The 20,321-nt window shown below is 35.8% G+C and carries 7 protein-coding genes; 1 reads left to right on the forward strand and 6 read right to left on the reverse strand.

Annotated elements, in window-relative coordinates; genetic code table 11:
• Positions 1-36: 36 nt before the first annotated feature.
• Positions 37-1,116 carry a tRNA 2-thiouridine(34) synthase MnmA gene (mnmA, locus tag BM153_RS02900; protein WP_092870578.1) on the reverse strand — a complete coding sequence of 360 codons (1,080 nt, stop codon included), beginning with the start codon at positions 1,114-1,116 and terminating at the stop codon, positions 37-39.
• Positions 1,117-1,151: 35 nt separating this feature from the next.
• Positions 1,152-2,099, reverse strand: a complete 948-nt coding sequence (locus BM153_RS02905; RefSeq protein ID WP_092870580.1) for a magnesium transporter CorA family protein — start codon at positions 2,097-2,099, stop codon at positions 1,152-1,154.
• Positions 2,100-2,356: 257 nt separating this feature from the next.
• Between BM153_RS02905 and BM153_RS02910 the strand changes: the two genes are divergently transcribed.
• The gene (locus BM153_RS02910; RefSeq protein WP_092870582.1) at positions 2,357-3,715 is read left to right on the forward strand and encodes a uracil-xanthine permease family protein; all 1,359 of its coding nucleotides are present in this window, start codon (positions 2,357-2,359) and stop codon (positions 3,713-3,715) included.
• A 79-nt stretch (positions 3,716-3,794) separates the two neighbouring features.
• Here the strand turns inward: BM153_RS02910 and BM153_RS02915 are convergent, their stop codons facing one another.
• From BM153_RS02915 to BM153_RS02930, 4 genes are all read right to left on the reverse strand, one after another.
• A complete protein-coding gene (locus BM153_RS02915) occupies positions 3,795-5,762 on the reverse strand; it encodes an NAD(P)/FAD-dependent oxidoreductase (protein WP_092870584.1) in 1,968 nt (655 codons plus the stop codon).
• Between the two features lie 284 nt (positions 5,763-6,046).
• Positions 6,047-11,410 carry an Ig-like domain-containing protein gene (locus BM153_RS02920; RefSeq protein ID WP_092870586.1) on the reverse strand — a complete coding sequence of 1,788 codons (5,364 nt, stop codon included), beginning with the start codon at positions 11,408-11,410 and terminating at the stop codon, positions 6,047-6,049.
• A 211-nt stretch (positions 11,411-11,621) separates the two neighbouring features.
• Positions 11,622-15,527 (reverse strand): Ig-like domain-containing protein, encoded by a 3,906-nt coding sequence (locus BM153_RS02925; RefSeq protein WP_092870588.1) that lies wholly within the window; start codon positions 15,525-15,527, stop codon positions 11,622-11,624.
• 24 nt (positions 15,528-15,551) lie between these two features.
• Complete coding sequence (locus tag BM153_RS02930) at positions 15,552-20,276, reverse strand: Ig-like domain-containing protein (protein WP_092870590.1); 4,725 nt, start codon at positions 20,274-20,276, stop codon at positions 15,552-15,554.
• Positions 20,277-20,321 lie beyond the last annotated feature (45 nt).

The following is a 20,321-nucleotide window of genomic DNA, read 5'->3' on the forward strand; positions in this document are numbered from 1 at the left end:
GCACCTGCGTTCAAATTATTCATAAATATAATAAATTTAACAAATCGTGCCTCCACAGACGATTTCATTATTGTCATTATAAAATACAACGGCCTGCCCCGGAGTTATAGCTCTTTGAGGCTCATCAAAAAGGGCTTTTAACCTGCCATCTTCCATTGGAGTCACTGTACATGGCATAGGCTTTGCAGAATATCTTATCTTTCCATAAAGTCTTTTAGGCTCATTGAATTTGTCCCATGCCATATAATTTACATTGTCTGCATATAAAATATCTTTAAATACCGATTGGGAATCTCCTATAACCACCTGATTTTTTTCAACATCTAATTTATTTACAAAAACCGGATGCCCCATAGCTAAATTTAATCCTTTTCTTTGACCTATGGTGTAGTGAATGATTCCTTTATGTCTTCCTATAACATTTCCCTCTTCATCCACAAAATCCCCTTCTTTAAACTTCTCTCCGGTTTCTCTTTCAATGTATCCTGCATAATCATCATCCGAAACAAAGCATATTTCCTGACTGTCAGGCTTATTGGCCACAGGAATCCCGACTTTTTGGGCAATTTCTCTGATTTCATCTTTTGAATAATCCCCCACAGGCATTAAAGTGTGTTCTAACTGGAACTGGGTGAGATTATAAAGGGCATAGGACTGGTCTTTTTTTGAGGTTACGGAAGTCTTAACAGTAAGCCTTCCACTGTCACTTTTGCATATTTTTGCATAATGACCGGTGGCAATATAATCGGCACCTATTTCCAAAGCCCTTTGCAATAAAGCTTCCCACTTGACATATCTATTACAAGCTATACAAGGATTTGGTGTCCTGCCTCTTTTATATTCATCTATAAAATAATCTATAACATTTTCCTTAAATTCTTTTTTGAAATTCATGACATAGTAGGGAATTCCAATAACCCTTGCAACTCTTCTGGCATCCTCCACTGCTGAAAGTCCGCAACAGCCCCCCTGTTTTTCCAGGGTACATTCGTCTTCGTCCTGCCAGATTTGCATGGTTACTCCAACTACATCATAGCCTTCTTCTTTTAACAAATAGGCTGCAACTGAGGAATCCACACCTCCGGACATGCCTACTACAACTTTTTTCTTTTCCAAGTCGGACTCCTTTCTGTATTATCCTGTCAATTCAATTATAACATTCTCTTTTTTCTAAGTAATATCAAAGTAATTATACATATAACAATGGTAATAACCGAGATAATGGCAAAACCGCTTTCTTCATTTGCAAAAGGCATTCCCACACTGTTTACATTCATTCCGTAAAGGCCTGAAATAACCGTAGGTATAGCCATTACTAGGGTTACCGAGGTAAGGATTTTCATTATGTCATTTAGTTTGTTATTTATAATGGTGGAAATAAGCTCTCTGGTACCATGAACAATATCCCTGTAAATATTGGTCATTTCCATAGCCTGTCCGTTTTCCACTATAACATCTCCCAGTAATTCCTTATCTTCAGGGTATTGTTTTATGCGTTCATAGCGGGTCATTCTTTCTAATACCACTTTATTTGCACTAAGTGAGGTAGCGAAATATACCAGGTTTGATTCCAGTTCATGTAAATCAAAAAGATCACTTTCTTCTGTTTCATTTCTGCTGGCACGGTCTTCTATTTCTGTTCTTCTTTTATCAATGCCTCTAAGATAAAGCTGATAAACCACAGCAGTTCTATATAATATCTGATAGATAAATCGCATCCTCTTTTTTGTGCTAAATCCCCCTTTAAAGCTGTTGTTAAGGAAAGGTGCAAGAACAATACTGTCCTCATTGCAAACTGTAATTATGGCATTTTTTACTATTAAAATACCAAGGGGAATTGTGGTGTAGGCATTACGATTATTTCTAATCTCTTCTGAGGGAATATCCATCAGCATAAGAGTATATTCTTCTTCTAACTCCACACGGGAACTTTCTTCTTCGTCAAGTGCAGCTCTGATATCCCGTAAATCAACATTGTAATGTTGAGCAATCAATCTGGACTCATCCATATCGGGCGCTATCATGTTTATCCAGATTTCATCCTCGAAATCCGGTCTTTCTACAAGTATACTATTATCAGTTTTATATATTTTGTACATCTTTTCGCCTCCTGATATGAATTTGTCTAAAATAAGAAAATATTTTAAACATCCGACCTGAGATTAAACTCACATCATTAAATTATAACTTCTTTAGCCTTAGTATTCAAGAGTGTTCATGGTATTAATACCGAATACTTATATTTTTTATAATTATTTTTGTTGACAATTCATCTTTTCTTTCTTAATATATTACAGGTGTTTTTTTGTCCAGTTCCCTTTTGGGAATTTCTATCAAATGCAAAAAGGAGTTCAAAATGAAAGAAAATATGGAGAAATTGGGCATCACTGATGCTCGCACTCTTGGCACTCCCAAGATGCTTCTACTGGGATTACAGCATATGTTTGCCATGTTTGGCGCAACAATATTAGTCCCTATTACAGTTAACAGTTATTTTAACGGAGAAGGCCTTTCAATACAGGTTACGTTATTTTTTGCCGGTATCGGAACATTGTTTTTCCACTTATGTTCAAAGCTTCAGGTTCCAGCATTTCTTGGTTCCTCATTTGCTTTTTTAGGTGGATTTCTTACAGTTTCCCAATTAGATACCGGCATTTTTGCGGATATGACCATGGGTGAGAAATTACCTTATGCCTGTGGCGGTATCGTGGTGGCAGGTCTTTTATACCTGGTGCTTGCTCTTATCGTTAAATTAGTGGGAATTAAAAAAGTAATGCGTTTTCTTCCCCCTGTAGTTACCGGACCTATTATTATTTGTATAGGACTTACCCTTGCACCTTCAGCTATTTTAAACGCATCAACAAACTGGCTTATTGCTCTTATCGCTCTTGCTGTTATAGTTGTTTTAAATATCTGGGGAAAAGGAATGTTTAAAATAATCCCTATTCTTTTGGGAGTTCTGGTTTCATATTTGGTAGCCTTTATAATGCATCAGGCAGGTATGACAAATCCAGACGGCTCTGCAATTCTTGATTTTTCAAATGTTGCAAGTGCAAGTATTATCGGTTTACCGGATTTTCAAATCTGCAAATTTGATATTAGCGCAATTTTAGTTATGGCACCTATTGCCATTGCAACAATGATGGAGCATATCGGTGATATGTCTGCTATTTCAGCTACTGTTGGAAAGAACTTTTTAGCTGAACCGGGACTTCACAGAACCCTTATAGGTGACGGTCTTGCAACTTCTTTCTCTGCTTTATTTGGCGGCCCTGCAAACACAACCTATGGTGAAAATACCGGAGTTTTAGAGTTAAGCCGTGTTTACGACCCAAGAGTTATCCGTATTGCAGCCTGCTTTGCAATAGTTTTAAGTTTTATTCCTAAGGTTTCAGTAATTATCGGTTCTATTCCTGCTTCTATCGTAGGTGGAGTCAGCTTTATTCTTTATGGAATGATTTCATCCATTGGTGTCAGAAATGTTGTAGAAAATAATGTAGACCTTACAAAATCCAGAAATCTTATTATCTCTGCCGTAATTTTAGTTTGCGGATTAGGTTTTTCATCAGGAATCACCTTCACAATCGGTCAGACTACAGTTACTCTTACAAGCTTAGCCATTGCAGCTATTGCAGGTATCATCTTAAATGCAATTCTTCCGGGAAATGATTACGAATTTTCTCCAGAAGAAAACAAGATGAAAGATGCAGCTTAATATAGATGTTTTAATTATAAAAGAGGCTTTAGTATAATACTAAGGCCTCTAAATTTTTTTATGTCGTTTTTTCTTTATCCTAACATCTGCCAAGATTCATACCTGTCATGTAGGCTGTTGTAGTGGCATTTGTGATATTTGAAGGAAGTACGCAATCTCCTATTGGATAAAATTCATTTGCACAATCATAAAGTTTCATTAATTCATCTGTAAGAGGTACCATTCCCACTGCATAAATTACGCTGTCAGCTGCAAATTTAACCTCATTACCATCATGCTGGCAAATAACTTCGTTTTCTGTGATTTCTTTTGCCATTGTCTCAAATTTTATTTCAAGACCGCGTTTTTTCACTTCCACACGAACTCCGGACATATGAAGGAAGTTACCACCGTCATTCATGTGGTCGGTCATTTCTACTATGGTTACTTTCTTGCCAAGGGCTCTTAAATGAAGTCCCAGTTCTACTCCTACAAGTCCGGCTCCTAAAATAACCACACTTTCTCCTAATTCACCGGTTTTTTTGTAGGCATCTATTGCACCGTAGACATTTTTATTATCAATTCCCTTAATGTTTGGAACAAGCTGTTTTGCCCCTAAGGCTGCGATTATTACATCTGCTCCCACCTCTTTTGCATAGGAAGGGGTAACTTCTGTATTTAATCTGACATCTATTGCCATTTTTCCGATAATTGTTTCCTGCTGATTTAAGTATTTCTCAAGTTTTTTCTTGAAATCAACATTTTCTTCGCAACGAAGAACTCCTCCAAGACGACTTGATTTTTCGCATAATATTACTTCATGGCCTCTCTTTACGGAGGTTATGGCAGCTTCCATACCGGCACAGCCTCCTCCGATAATAAGAACTTTTTTCTTAACATTTGGAGCCGGAATAGCATATTTTACTTCCAGTTCACGACCGGATTCCGGATTTAATGCACAATATGGCTCACCATGAGTAAGTTCGCTGGAGAAACAGGAAAGACATCTCATACAGGTTTTAACACTATCTTCATTTCCAGTTCTGATTTTATTAACAAAATCCGGATCTGCCATAAGCTCTCTTCCCAGTTCAACTACATCTGCTTTTCCTGTAGCGATAATTTCTTCCATTAGTTCCGGGTCGCTTAAAGCTCCAATGGTTGCTACCGGAGTTTTTACATGTTTTTTAATTTCTTCTGCCAGATATACATTACAACCATCCTTTTGGAACATGCTTGGATGAGTAATTGTAAATACCTCGTCTACTTCATGATTTCCTGCTGAAACATGGATAAGGTCTGCATGTCCCTCAAGCTGACATGCTATGGCAATTCCGTTTTCTATTCCATAACCGCCTTCATAACATTCTGAAGCGCTGATTCTTACCTCAACAGGAAATCCCTTTCCGCATTTTTTATGGATTCCGTCTATGATGGCAATAAGCATACGACAACGGTTTTCTATGTCTTTTCCACCCCACTTGTCCGTACGGGTGTTGGTAATCGGTGATAAAAACTGGTGTAAGCCCCAGCCGTGACCTGCATGAATTAAAACCATTCCAAAGCCTAAACGCTTTGCTAAAACTGCTGCATCAATAAACTTGTTTATGGTTCTTTCAATGATTTCTTCTGTCATTCCCTGAATATGTCTTCCACCATATTCACATTCTACCGGGCCATAAGCAATCCCTTTTCCAGCTCCTCCAAACATTGCCAGATCTCTGTTGGCAAACATTCCACAATGCTGAAGTTCTAATGTTGCAACTGCTCCATATTGGCTGATTCCATAGGATACTCTTCCAAGATTCATTTCGATACGGGGAGTATCAAGACATATATGTCCGGAACCACCTTTTCCGAATTCTCCATCTACAACACCTTCAAAGGTAGCTACACTTGCAACACCACCCATGGCTTTTCTTCCGTAATATGCTGCTGCTCCTTCATTCAAAAAACCATCCCCATTGATATTTTGATAACCTGTAGGAGAAGCGAAAATTCTGTTTCTAAAAATCCTGTTTCCCAGTACTATAGGCTGGAATAAGTGCGGATATTTATTAATCCCCATAATTAATTTCCTTTCTTTTGACAATTGTGATTAGATTTTAATTTTTGACCGAAATATGTTATTTTTCCACAAATAACTATAGATAAATGCATAATTAAATATACATTTATTACATTATATATAGAAATTCCTTTTTGCACAATATACAAATTAACAGTAAAAATGCCAAATAATCCACATTTATTCCTGTGGAAATTATTTTTATCCACATAATTTCCCAAAAAAAGGGACAGGTTCCGGAAAACCCGGCCCTTGTCCCTAAGTTTTTTATCTTTTTTAGATTTTTATTTTACAGTTACTCTAACAGTCTTTGTAAGTCCGTTTGCTTTTACTGTAATTGTTGCAGTTCCTTTTTTAACTGCGGTAATATTACCTTTTGCATCTACTTTTACCACATTCTTATTTGAAGATTTGTAGGTAATCTTTGTAGCAGGTGTTGCTGTTACAGTAAGTTTAACTTTGCCATTTACTTTTAAGGTTACTTTTTGTTTGTTAACTTTAAGAGTTGGAGCAAGTACAGTAATTGTGCATTTAGCAACCTTTCCGTTAGCTTTTGCAGTAATGGTTACTCTTCCTGTTTTGATAGCTGTTACTACACCGTTTTTAACAGTTGCTATCTTGGTATTGGAAGATGTCCATTTAACTGTACTCTTTAAACCTCTTACAGTTGCCTTTAATGTAAGTTTTTTGGCACCTCTTGTGTAAAGAGTTGCTTTTGTTTTATTTAAGGTAATTGTATTGGCTTTTACTGTTACGCTAAATTTAGCTGTTAATCCCTGGTCTACAGTCTTAACAGTAATTACTGCTTTTCCAGCAGCTACTGCCTTTACAAGCCCCTGTTTTGTAACAGTTACTACTTTTTCATTAGAGCTTATAAATTCTACTGTCTTATTAAAAGCAGTTGAAGGTGTTACAACCGGTTTAAGGCTTACATTCTGACCAACATAAAGTGTTGCTGATTTTGCTGCAAGAGAAATTCCTGAAACAGTTGTAAGTTCTATGTAAGCTTTTTCTGCTGCCTCTAAAGCAGGAAGCTGTGTTACATAAGCTTTCTGGTCTTCTGTAAGGTTATTATATGCTCTTCTTGCTGTTTCAATAAGATTTCCACTTTCTTTTGTAGCGGCTACCTCACCGATTGCCTTAATTGCATCATCTGCTTTGGCTGCTTCCTCTTTGTCTTTTGCAATCTTTGCTTCTTCAGCTTCTTTTGCTTCTTTTAATTTGACATATTCTGCCTCTGCTGTCTCTAAGGTCTTTAATTCTTTTACATATGCCTTCTGGTCTGTAGTTAAGGCGTCATATGCTTTTCTTGCAGCATCTATAAGTGCCTTGCTTTCATCTGTAAGACTTACATTTCCGATTGCTTTGATTGCATCATCTGCTTTGGCTGCTTCCTCTTTGTCTTTTGCAATCTTTGCTTCTTCAGCTTCTTTTGCTTCTTTTAATTTGGTATATTCTGCCTCTGCATCTGTAAGAACTTTAAGTGTATCTGCACTAATTGCTGTTTTCTGGTTATCTGTAAGAGCATCATAAGCCTTTCTTGCATCGTCAATAAGAGCCTTGCTCTCATCTGTAAGAGCTACTGTTCCAATAGCATTAATCTTATTATTTACATTATCGATTACATCTTTATAGTACTCTTTAACTGAAAGAACATTAAGTTTAAGAGTAGGCATTATAATTTTATCTGCAGTACTTGTTGCTCCAATTGCAGAAATATTGTACTCTCCTGCCTCTTTTAATGTAAGTTTTGCATTTCCATTTTTATCTGTAATTGCATTATCAACTTTGGTAACCTTACCATCTTTGTCCACAATAACAATCTGAGCATTTTCAATAACATCTACTCCCTGCTGTGGGCTTCCCGGTTTATAGGTTCCACAAAATGCATAATAGTAACCTACAAGATTTAAGGTGATTTCTTCATTTGCAACAGCTGTTAAACTGTCAGTCATCTGTCCATCTTTTGTGAAATATGTATATTTATCCATCCACATATCAGTATCCTGATAGAAGAAGAATTCAACCTTATCATTGGCTTTAACAATAGCCTGATTTATCAGGTAACCCATTGCACCATAGGTTCCTTCATATTTTCCGTCATTTGGCATTTCACCATTAACGGCAAATCCCACTGCAGTGGTTTTTTCCTTAAACATTTTCTGGATTACTCCGGAGGAAGATACCATGAGGTAATCTCCTACAGTTTCCTTTGTAAATGCATCGCCATAAACTGCTTCATGTAATGCTACTAATACATCAAGAGCTGTTACATCATCTTCTGTAACCATTTTGTCATAGCTAAATCCATATTTTTTAGCAAGACCAGGAATTACCTTGTAAGAAGCATCCGCTCTTAAATATTCATATCCTTTTTGTACTTTTGCATTTAATGTTACGGCTTTTGCCTGGACTCTGACTTCTTTAAATGTAGCCTCATTTTGTTCAAGAGTTTCAAGATTTGTAACTAAAGCTTTTTGCTCATCTGTAAGAGTTTCATAAGCTTTTCTTGCATTATTAATTCTTTCTTTGCATTCATCACTTGCATCTACATTGCCAATTTCTTCAATAAGTTTTACAACCTTATTAGCTGCATCTTTATCCTCTTTTTCTTTGGCTTCTTTTAATTCGTTATATTTTGCTTCTGCATCAGTAAGAACTTTAAGTGTATCTGCACTAAATTCTTTCTTTGCTAAATCACTAAGAGCATCATAAGCTTTTCTTGCATCATCTATAAGAGCCTTGCTCTCTTTTGAAAGTTCAACTTCTCCAATTGCATTAATTTTTTGGGTTACTTCTTCATAAGCAGCTTTATAATACTCGGCTGTGCTTACTACATTTACTGTAAGGCTTGGCATAAATATTGGAGCTGTCATGTCCTTTGTGCTAAGCGCTGTAACATTTACGCTTCCCACAGTATCAAATTTTACTTTTGCATTTCCCTTTTCATTTGTGATTGCACCTTCAACAGCACTAGCAACCCCATCTTTTACTATAGCTATTTGAGCATCTTCAATGTCTGTAATATGCTGTTTTTCACTTTCAGGTTCACAGGTTCCATAGTATGCCAAACTAAATCCTTTTAAGTTTAATGTTACATCTTCATTTACAGGTACAGTAATTTCATCTGTTCTCTTACCGTCCTTTGTAAAGTATGTATAATTATCAGACCATCCCGTGGTATCTGAATAAACTAAAAACTCAACTTTATCTGACTCTTTAACTACAGCCTGATTAATGTTATAACCTGTAGCGCCATACTGACCCTCGTATTTTCCGTCATTTGGCATATATCCATTTACTGTAAAGCTAAATGGAATGTTATCTTCTCCAAATGCTTTTGTTATAAAGCCTGATGAAGAAACCTTGAGATATTCATCTGCATTTTCTTTTGTAAATGCATCTCCAAACACAGCTGCATGATATGCAACCAATACATCTAAAGTAGTAACTTCATCTGCCTTAACATTTTCAGCATAGCTAAATCCATACTCTTTTGCCAAACCGGAATAAACCTCTAAGTCTGCCGGTGCCATCAGGTAAGCATTTGCCATCTGACCTGCAACATTTACTGTTACAATAGTTTTTGGAAGTTCTTCCTTTTGCTTTAATGTTATATTATATTCCTTGCTTGTTTTACCGTCTTCTGCTGTAACAACAGCCTTAACTACAGCTTCATCAGCGCCAGATACTGTCTTAATTGTATATTTATAACTTGTATTTGCTGCGGCTTTAATTTCACCTGTTGTTTTGTTCATTGATGTAGAGCTTGTATTAACTCCACTTACAGGATATAAAGCAAGGCTTGCATTGGAATCTGAAAGATTAACATTTAAGATAATACTTTTAACAAATTCGCTGCTTGTTGCTAATTTATACTCACTAACATCGTCTGAAAGTGCCGGACTTAAAGTAAGTGCTAAGTTATCTGTTATTGCACCTGTATAGGCACTTAGGTTTTTTAAAGCAGTATTACTTGACTTTCCTCTTATATTAAATGTATAAGTCTTTGTGTATTCACCCTTTTTGGCTACTACTTCTATAGTTTTTACACTATTATCAACTACAGCCACATCTAAAGTATTTGTATTCTGGCCATCTATAGTAACCTCTGTTCCATCTTTTGGAGTGACTGAAATTTTAACATTTTGGGCATTTTCTTCCAAAACAATATCATTATCTCTTTGTTCAGGAATGAATCCATTTCCCTTGTTTAAAACTCCACCTTCAACTTTCACATCAGCGATTTCTGCAGCATTTGTCTCAATCGCCATCATGTAGGCTGAATCATTTTTGTAATATAATACTCCATTTGAATCAGCTATTGGTGAACATATAGCATATTGCTGCTTATCCCCGGTTGGCTCGAATATTGGATAAACATCAGGAGTTGTCTGACCTGCCTTATCTTTTATGCAATAAACTCCGCCAGGAAGATTATTGTAGCAGAAATATACATATACATAACCTGTTTCAGCTTCATATCCGGTAGTTAAAAGACCTGAAGTTTGAGGATATCCGTTAGTTTCATATTTATAAGCAAAACTTAAACTTCCATCTTCTGCTACATTTACTACTCCAAGATAATGTCCTGTTTTTGCAAAGTTTCCATCTTCACTTCCGATTCCCACATAAACTCTGTTATTGTAAACAATCGGTGTTGAGGTGGACATTCCTCCGATTTTTAAGCTTTTTAATGAATCATGTTCAAATTTTCCATCAGCTAAAAGTTTTATGGAATAGAGATATCCCCCCTTGCTGGTGAAATATATTCTACCATCACTTTCGTTATAAGCCATGTCACAACGAATATCCCCTGTAAATTCTCCTGTTAAGCTGTCTACTACTTCACCGGTTTTCTTATCAAGGGATAAAAGTGATGAAGTTGTACTGGTCCATCCTGATTCTCCATCATCAGTTCCTACAACTGCCACTTTGTCATTTACATAAGCACCTGCCCAGTAATAGCCACCCTGTGCAGCATGTGACCAAACAGCTTTTTTTGTTTCATATTTGTTTGTAGGATCTTCATCTCTTACATCAACACAGGAAAAGTTTGCTTCTTTTCTTTCTGAATTCCAAAATCCTGTATAAATATAACCATTGTTATACTTTATGGTTGAGTTTGGCTGGCCTTTTTTGTCATCCTGGAAAAGCCATAATGGTTCTAATGTTTCTGCATTAAAAGCCTGTACTCTTCCACTGGATAAACCAACAAATATCATGCCATCAGCATATGCCGGTGGGTTAATAGCAAATGAACTTGCAGCAGCCATCTCCTGGCAGGCAAGTATTTCGCCTGTCTCTAAATCAAATTTGTATAAATTCGTTCCTGCATAAGCCACCATTTTCCCATCTACTATAATTGGTGAGCTCACTGCTGAAGATGAAACTCCCTGGCCTACTCTGCGAGCCCATTTAAGAGAAGCAGCACCAGCATCTATAGGTGTCTTTGTAGAAGTAATACCCATATTGTTGGCATTTCCTCTAAAATCAGGCCATTCTGAACTTAAAATTTTTAACCCGTTTCCATTTGAGCCATCGTCTTGTGCCAATGCCGAAAGTGTAGATAAATTCACACTTCCCACAAACATGGTTGCTGCTAAAAACAATGCTCCCAGTTTTTTAAAGTTTTTCTTAATTAACATTATTCCGTCCTTTCAAAAATAATTTGAATTTAGTTACCTTAACTTTTTTACTTTTAATTTTGTTACAGCTATTCTCACTCTCCTTTCCCTTCTTTATTATCAATCGCTAACTCACCTTGTGCCGATACCAGAAAGCGTAGAAATATCTACACTTTCCGTAGGTATCAGCAAGCTTGGTAAGAGCGAAATAATTCTTTTATTTTTTAAGTCATCAAGAAACAAAAACTTCGACTTTCTTTGTAATCCCGTTTGCTGTTATAGTTATTTTCACACGGCCTGTTTTTTTGCCCTTTACATATCCCTTAGAGTCTACTGAGGCTATTTTTTTGTTTGATGATTTATATGTAATTTTTGCCTTTGGTGTGGCTTTTGCCCCTATGTTAGCTGTCTTTCCTTTTTTTATTGAGATATGTGATTTTTTAATGGTCAAAGTAGCTTTTGCAACTTTAACACTACAAGTTACACTTACCCCATTTGCAGTGGCTGTAATTGTAGTATTTCCGGCTTTTTTCGCCTTTACAAGGCCTTTAGCATTTACTGTTGCTACTTTTGGATTTGAACTTTTCCAGGTAACAGTATTTTTAAGTCCTCTTACAGTTGCTTTTAATGTAGCTGAAGTTTTTGTTTTTGTATAAAGAACTACTTTTTTGCTGTTTAAGGTAATAGTATTATTTATTACTTTTACAACATATTTTGCAGTCTTTTCCTGATCCTTTGTTGTTACCGTAATTGTGGCAGTTCCTGCTTTTTTAGCTGTTACAAGTCCTTTAGCATTTACTGTTGCCACTTTTGAATTTGAGCTTTTATAAGTAACTTCTTTATTTAATGCTGTATCAGGTAAAATCACAGGTACTATGGTTACTTTTCCACCTATATATAATGTTGCACTTGTGAATTTTAAGCTTATATCTGAAACTGTCTTTTCCCAGTATTCTTTATCCTCTAATAATTTACCATATTCAGCTTCGGCTTCCTCTAAAACTTTCAGTTCTGTTACATATTCTTTTTGCTCATTTGTCAAGCTTTCATAGGCTTTTCGCGCTTCCTCTATTAGTTCTAGGCTTTCCTTATCAAGGCTTACTGTCCCTATTGCCTGGATTTTTTCATCTACCTTTAACGCTTCCTCTTTATCCTGGGCAATTTTTCTTTCCAATGCCTCTTTTTCTTCTTTTAGCCTTGCATATTCTGCTTTTGCTTCTTCTAAGATTTTTGCTTTTGTTACATAGGCTTTTTGATCTTCTGTCAGGCTTTCATAGGCTTTTCGCGCTTCCTCTATTAATTCTAAGCTTTCATTATCAAGACTTACTGTCCCTATTGCCTGGATTTTTTCATCTACCTTTAACGCTTCCTCTTTATCCTGGGCAATTTTTCTTTCCAATGCCTCTTTTTCTTCTTTTAGCCTTACATATTCTGCTTTTGCTTCTTCTAAGATTTTTGCTTTTGTTACATAGGTTTTTTGATCTTCTGTCAAGCTTTCATAGGCTTTTCGCGCTTCCTCTATTAGTTCTAGGCTTTCCTTATCAAGACTTACTGTCCCTATTGCCTGGATTTTTTCATCTACCTTTAACGCTTCCTCTTTATCCTGGGCAATCTTTCTTTCCATTGCCTCTTTTTCTTCTTTTAACCTTGTATATTCTGCTTCCGCATCAGTAAGAACCTTAAGCGTATCTGCACTAAATCCATTCTTTGCAGGAGCTGTAAGGGCATCATAAGCCTTCCTTGCCTCATCTATTAAAGCTTTGCATTCATCTGTAAGCTTAACTTCTCCTATTGCATTAATTTTTTTAGTTACTTCTTCATAAGCCTCTTTATAATATTGGGCTTTGCTTACTTCAACTTTTTTTAAATCGCATTCATATTTTCCGTCTGAAACCACAAAATATATATCAACTGCTTCATCTGAAATATCATTTATTTCAATGGCATTATCTCCATAAAGCACCCTTTTTGTATATTCTGAATCTGAAACTTTTTCTTTGCTTACACTTTCACCCTGTTTAACTACAAGATAGTGCAAAGTTCCTTCTTCATTACTGTTAAATCTGATAACTGTAGAATTATCGGTTCTATCATCATTTGATGTGGTTACGTCTATTATTTTTGGTGCATAAAAGTTTTCATTACACAACAATACTTTGTATTCATTACTTGTAATGCCATCTTCTGCCGTAATCACAACTTTAACAAAAGCCGTATCCGAATCCTTTGCCTGATAGATATCATAGCAGCCCTCATCGTATTGCCACTTTTCTATTATTTTTCCGTCTTTATCAATTACCTGTTTATCTACATTATCTAGTGGAAATACTTCTATTTTTGCGTTGGAATCAGACGCCACAGGCCACAAACAAATGTCACTCTTCCTATTCCCAAACGCTTTAAAATCATATATATCCTCCGAAGTACCTTTTACCACAGTACACGGTCGTTCTGTTATGCTGGTGCCGTATGCAGCATACAGATTTGCCAATCTGGCATCATCAGATAGACATCTTATTTCAAATTTATATGTTTTTTCATATCCTCCTTTGCTTGCCTTAACATTTACAATCTGTGTTTTTTCCTTATCCGGAGTAATATCCATAGACGTTGTTTCTTTTCCATCTATGGTTATTTTGGTTCCTTCCTGGGGAGTAACCACAAGCTTAACATTTTTTGTATCTTTTTTATATATAACAAGATTGTCTCGTTTTTCAGGATTAAATCCCTTTCCCCTGTTTAGTTCTCCTCCTTCGATTTTTATATCCGATATAAATGCCGGATTAGTCTCCAATGCCATTAAATATCCGGAATCATTTCTGTAATAAATATTTCCCTCGGCATCTGCTATTGGTGAACATATGCTTTCACCGGAATAATCCCCTTTTGGTTCATATATTGTCCTGATGTCTGCTTTTGTCTGCCCGACTTTATCTTTTATACAATAAAGACCTCCAGGAAGTTCCTTATCGCAAAAGTAAACATAAACGTAACCGCTTTCTTCTTCATATCCGGTAGTTAGTAAACCAGAAGATTTTGAAAATCTGTCGGTATCATAGGTATATGCAATACTCAGCTTGCCATCTTTAGCTATATCAACTACTCCAAGTCCCAGATAGCATCTATTTTTATAAATAACCGGGGTTGATGTGGTCATTTCACCCACCTTAAGGCTTTTTAGGGATTCCTTATCAAAAGTCCCATCATCATTTAACTTTACCGAATACAAATATCCACTTTCACTGGTGAAATATACCCTTCCATCACTTTCGTTATATACTATATAGCTGCATATAGCACCTGTGAGCTCCTCACTGATACTGTCAACTTCTTCACCAGTAGTTTTTGACAATGAAAATAAGGAAGATTTACCTGTTTTTTTCCGTCCCCTGTCTCCTATAATTACCACTTTGTCATTTATATAGGCTCCCGAACCACGACTATCAAGCATTATGAGTTTGGACCATAGTAGTTTTTTCTTTTGATAAGTTGTGGGATCTTCATCTTTTGCTTCCATACAGATTAAATAATCTCCTCCGTTATAACCGCAGGATATTATTACGTACAGATAACCGTCTTTGTATTTAATTGTAGAATACTGTATTGTCTTTCTGTAGGTAAAATCTACGTCACACCAATACCATAATGTTTCCAAAGTGTTTTCATCATAGGCTCTTACCCATCCATTATATCCGATACTGATATACATGCCTTCAGCATATATCAGCTGGTAATTAGGGTTTACATACTCTTCCTTTAATTTTCTTTTTACAACAACTTCACCGGTTTTTCTGTCTATTTTACATAATATTACATCTCTATCATCTGCTGCATCGCAAGTTACAATATAATCTCCCACTATAAGAGGAGCACACATTTTTCCTCTTTGGGAATTAATCCCCCACTTTATACAGGTTTCATCTGAATCCAGGGGAGTTTTAGCAGAAGTGATTCCCATGTTATTATCACTTCCCCTAAAATCAGTCCAGTTTGTATCTATATTATTATTCTTTTCTTTGTTATCATTTGCTTCTACACCTTCTGCCGATACCGGAAGTGTAGAAAAATCTACACTTCCTATAAGCATCAGCAATATAAGTAAGAGCGAAATAATTCTTTTTTCTTTCCCAATATGCATGGCCACTCCCTCTTTTTTTAGTCATCAAGAAACAAAAACTTCGACTTTCTTTGTTATCCCGTTTGCTGTTATAGTTATTTTCACACGACCTGTTTTTTTGCCCTTTACATATCCCTTAGAGTCTACTGAGGCTATTTTTTTGTTTGATGATTTATAAGTAATTTTTGCCTTTGGTGTGGCTTTTGCCCCTATGTAAGCTGTCTTTCCTTTTTTTATTGAGATATGTGATTTTTTAATGGTCAAAGTAGCTTTTGCAACTTTAACACTACAAGTTACACTTACCCCATTTGCAGTGGCTGTAATTGTAGTATTTCCGGCTTTTTTCGCCTTTACAAGGCCTTTAGCATTTACTGTTGCTACTTTTGGATTTGAACTTTTCCAGGTAACAGTATTTTTAAGTCCTCTTACAGTTGCTTTTAATGTAGCTGAAGTTTTTGTTTTTGTATAAAGAACTACTTTTTTGCTGTTTAAGGTAATAGTATTATTTATTACTTTTACAACATATTTTGCAGTCTTTTCCTGATCCTTTGTTGTTACCGTAATTGTGGCAGTTCCTGCTTTTTTAGCTGTAACAATGCCTTTAACGTTTACTGTTGCCACTTTTGAATTTGAGCTTTTATAAGTAACTTCTTTGTTTAATGCTGTAGCTGGTGAAATCTCAGATACTATGGTTACTTTTCCACCTACATATAAAGTTGCACTTGTGGATTTTAAGCTTATATCTGAAACAGTTGTAAGCTCTTTATATTCTTTTTCTGCATCTGTAAGTTTCTTTAAAGAATCGTCTGGTACAAATTTTTTTGCACCTTCCCTAAGGCTGTCATAGGCATTTCTTGCTTCCTCTATTAAAGCCTTGCATTCATCTGTTACTTCAATCTTTGTAATCTCATTTATTTTTTCTACTACAGCATCAGCAGCCACCTTATTTTCATAGTTTTCATTTGCTGCCACGCTTACATGTTGTATCGATGATGTATTTGTGCCGTCATTTACTACAAAATAAATTTCACAGCCTTCATCAGGAAGTTCGTCAATAGTTATTTCGTTTGCTCCGTATACAACTGTTTTTCCCAGAGTCTCTATTATTTCAACACTATCCGGTGCTTCGCTTCCTTTAGCTTTTACCACATAATATAATTTTCCATCTTCATTGGACTCAAAGCTTATTTTTGTTCCTGTTAGTGTTCTGTCTTTATCCGAACAATTTAAATTTTTAATTATAGGCGGATATGTTTCCTGCTGTTTTAGGATTACGCTATAACTTTCTTTAGTTATTCCATCTTCAGCAGTTACTTCCACTCTGACTTTGGCAGTATCAGAATTATCTGCCAGGAACACAGAATATTTTTCTCTTTTGTTTACTTCACCGCTTAATTTTATGCTGCCATCATCTAAAATCACAGTGTTACTTCCAATTTCCGATACAGGATATACTTTAAGGCTGGCCTTTGAATCATTTAAAAGGGGCCATATATTAATAGCTGAAGTAACTTTCTTATCAATGGTAGCTGTATAATCTGTAACATCTGCTTTAAATTCCGGTGAAAGTGTAAATCTTGATGTAGTACGAGAAACCGCATTGCTGATTTCTAACTGTGCCAAAGTAGCATCATGAGATTTATCAACTATATTTAATATATAGGTTCTTTCTTTTCCATCTTTTGTTACTACTACCGTAATTGTCTTTTGACCTGATACACTTATTTTTGCTTCTTTACCTGCCTGTCCATTTATGGTAGCTAAGGCGTTTTCAGGGAGATTAAGGCTTAATGTAAACTGCGTTGTCCCTTCATCTACAGCTATGGTGTGTTCTTTTTTTGAAGAGTCAAATTCCTTTCCACTATCTATTATTGCTGATATTCCCGTAACATCTATTCCATTTAAAAATGCTGTATTTTTTTCAACTGCCGTAACTGTTCCGGCATCATTTATATAATAGATATTTCCATTTTTATCAGCTATAAGACTCTTAGAACTGCCTGCGGTATTTTCTGTTGGCAGATAAATCTCACTAACGTCAGCTTCTGTCTGTCCGACATTATCCTTTAAGCAAATAATTCCTCCTGATGTCTTATTTTCTGTAAAGTAAACATATGTATCTTCATAAGCAGTAGTTAATAATCCTGAAGCCAAAATCGTGAAATCTGTTGAATATCTGTAACTTTCTGTAAATTCTCCATCTTTAGATATATTTAATACAACTATTTCTTTATTATTTCCATTATTACTTCCAACATATACCCTTCCATTATGTACCAATGGAATTGAGCTTGAGTAGCCTCTTATTTGATATGACTTAATACTTTGAAAATCATAGTCCGGGTCATCTGTTAATTTAACAGAATAAATATAACCCTCCTTCGTTGCAAAAATAATCCTGTTACTGTCTTTATCGTAGGATAAATCTGAGGAAATTTTTCCTTTAAAATATTCATCCTGAAAATCCATAACCACGCCCTGCTTATCAATAGCATAAAGGCCGGCTTTTTCCTGACCGTCCACCAGGAAATAAACTCCTTTTTCATTTACATAAGCACCGGTAATATTGTATCCCCAAAGATTATGTTCCCAACTTGATGCCTTTACTTCATCTGTTTTATTAACATCTTCATCAGTAGTTGAAAGACATACAAATTTTTTATGATATTTTTCTCCTTTGATTCCAAAATATAAATATCCTTCATTATATTTAAGACTTGTGGTATCTCCTGATAAATCACTGCTGTAAATCCACAAGGATTGTAAAGTTTTGGCATTTAAAGCCTCAACTTTTCCACCGGATAAACCTACAAATATCATTCCCTGGGCATAAACCGGAGAAATATCAGAAACCGCTGTTCCTAAAAGTGCTGCTGTTTTTGAAACTTCTCCTGTATTTTTATTAATTTTATAAATAGTATTTCCTGAAGTAAGAACTACGTCATCAGCAACTATAATAGCTTCCGAAAGAGTGGATTTATCAAGTTTTTTGCTCCATTTTTCAAGGCTTTGACTTGCTGTGATAGCAGTTTGTCCGGGAATCATTCCATTATTGGAGCTACTGTTTCTTAAGTCACTCCAGTCAGAGGAAAGTTTCTCCAATTCATCATCAGCAGCTTTTTCAAGATTTATGTTCTTTGATTCATTTTTGTTTAAATTTATTTTTTCCGTGTAAGTTTTATAGCCATATTTTGAAACTTTTAAACTATAATCCGTATCACTTAATAATTCATATGTTCCTTTTGTAATGTCTTCAACAGGTTCTCCTGCGCTATCTGTAATATTTACGATAGCATCCTGTGGAGTTATATTTAATTGTAATTCAACCTTCTTTTCTGTTACTTCCAGGCTACATCTTTTTTCAAATTTTCCAAAGGTAGCAATGATTTCACAAGAACCTAATGCTAAAGCTGTTACATTTCCATCCTTGTCTACAGTGGCAATATCTGTGTTTGAGCTGTTAAAGGTCATTTTTCCTGAATAAGCTGAACCAGCAGGCATTGTGCTTGCAGAAAGCTTAAATGTGCTACCCACCTGAGCTACAGCTTCCTCTTTATCCAAAGTAATTCCTGTTATTTCAGCTTCTTTCTTTTCTATAGCCGATTTTAATTCTTTAGAGGTATTATCAACCTCATTTTGAGAACAAGCCATATTTTGACAATTTGCCTCAGCTTTTTTCATTGCGGTAGCTATGTCACCATCATTAAGAAGCGCTTCCTTGCAATCTGAGGAATTTACACTTGCCATAAGGGCTGTAAGTTCTCCCTTATCGGCAGTAACATAAGCCGGCTCATCCTCGTTATAACCCTTTTCACCCAGTTCCACTCCGAGATTTACCGTAAACTGAATTCTTACTACCTCTCCCGGTGAGAGATAATAATCTGCAAATCCTACATTTGGAAAATCGTTATCTACTGAGTACATCCAGCCACTAAATGAGCAAAAATCAAATTCTCCCAGTTTTCCATTTTCATAATCGTCTTCATCAAATCCGCAGCTTTCTCCATAACCACTCTCAACATTTTCCTCAAGCTTTGCACCTGTCAAATCCAAAACTGTTTTTGGTGCCGGATTATATTTTGATGCATTTTTATGATTTGAACCGTAAATCTGAGCCAGGTAAAAACCGCTGGTTGGATCTCCTGTATAATCATATGCATAACCTTCATCATCCAGATATCTAAGAAGAACCTGAGCAGAAGTTTCTCCCTGATAAATCGGAATTAGTTTTGGCTCAACCAGATAGCCCTTACTTATTGTAAATGCTTCCAGTGAAAACACAGCATATCCAATAAACTCACCTTCTTTAGCCTTTTGCAAGGTAAATTTATATGTCACACTGGCATTTCCTGCTACGATTCTAATAGTATGTTGTCCATCTTCGTAATTTGAAAAATCAAATGTATAGCTGGTTTTTACATTATCATTCCAATTATAAGCCACTTCATCGTCATCTAAATATGCTTTAGAATCTATCTTTTCATCATCTGCATTTCTTGCCCATACATCAATGGTTCTCCTAAAGGCTTTTTGTACAAATCCATCTCGTACATTTGTGGTAATTGTATCTCCTTCATAAGCAGAACCAGACACATCCTGTGCATGAACTTCTAAGTATGGCGTGTATAAAATCTGCACAGCCATAAATATAGCCATAAAAAATGCAATAATATTTCTTATGTTTTTATTCCTAAACATCTTATTCTCCTCATAGTAGTAAAGTTTTTTTCCAAAATTTCCTCTACTACTTGCTTTTGAACCCTTTGTCATATTACATCCCCCACTTTAAAACTGCACTTTTAAAGCGGGGGAATG

This window comes from Acetitomaculum ruminis DSM 5522, from assembly GCF_900112085.1.
GTDB classification, from domain to species: Bacteria; Bacillota; Clostridia; order Lachnospirales; family Lachnospiraceae; genus Acetitomaculum; species Acetitomaculum ruminis.

Excerpts from the sequence above, each read along its gene's own strand:
- BM153_RS02925 (WP_092870588.1), bottom strand. The coding sequence starts at position 15,527 with ATGCATATTGGGAAAGAAAAAAGAATTATTTCGCTCTTACTTATATTG.
- BM153_RS02930 (WP_092870590.1), bottom strand. The coding sequence starts at position 20,276 with ATGACAAAGGGTTCAAAAGCAAGTAGTAGAGGAAATTTTGGAAAAAAA.
- BM153_RS02920 (WP_092870586.1), bottom strand. The coding sequence starts at position 11,410 with ATGTTAATTAAGAAAAACTTTAAAAAACTGGGAGCATTGTTTTTAGCA.
- BM153_RS02905 (WP_092870580.1), bottom strand. The coding sequence starts at position 2,099 with ATGTACAAAATATATAAAACTGATAATAGTATACTTGTAGAAAGACCG.
- BM153_RS02915 (WP_092870584.1), bottom strand. The coding sequence starts at position 5,762 with ATGGGGATTAATAAATATCCGCACTTATTCCAGCCTATAGTACTGGGA.
- BM153_RS02910 (WP_092870582.1), top strand. The coding sequence starts at position 2,357 with ATGAAAGAAAATATGGAGAAATTGGGCATCACTGATGCTCGCACTCTT.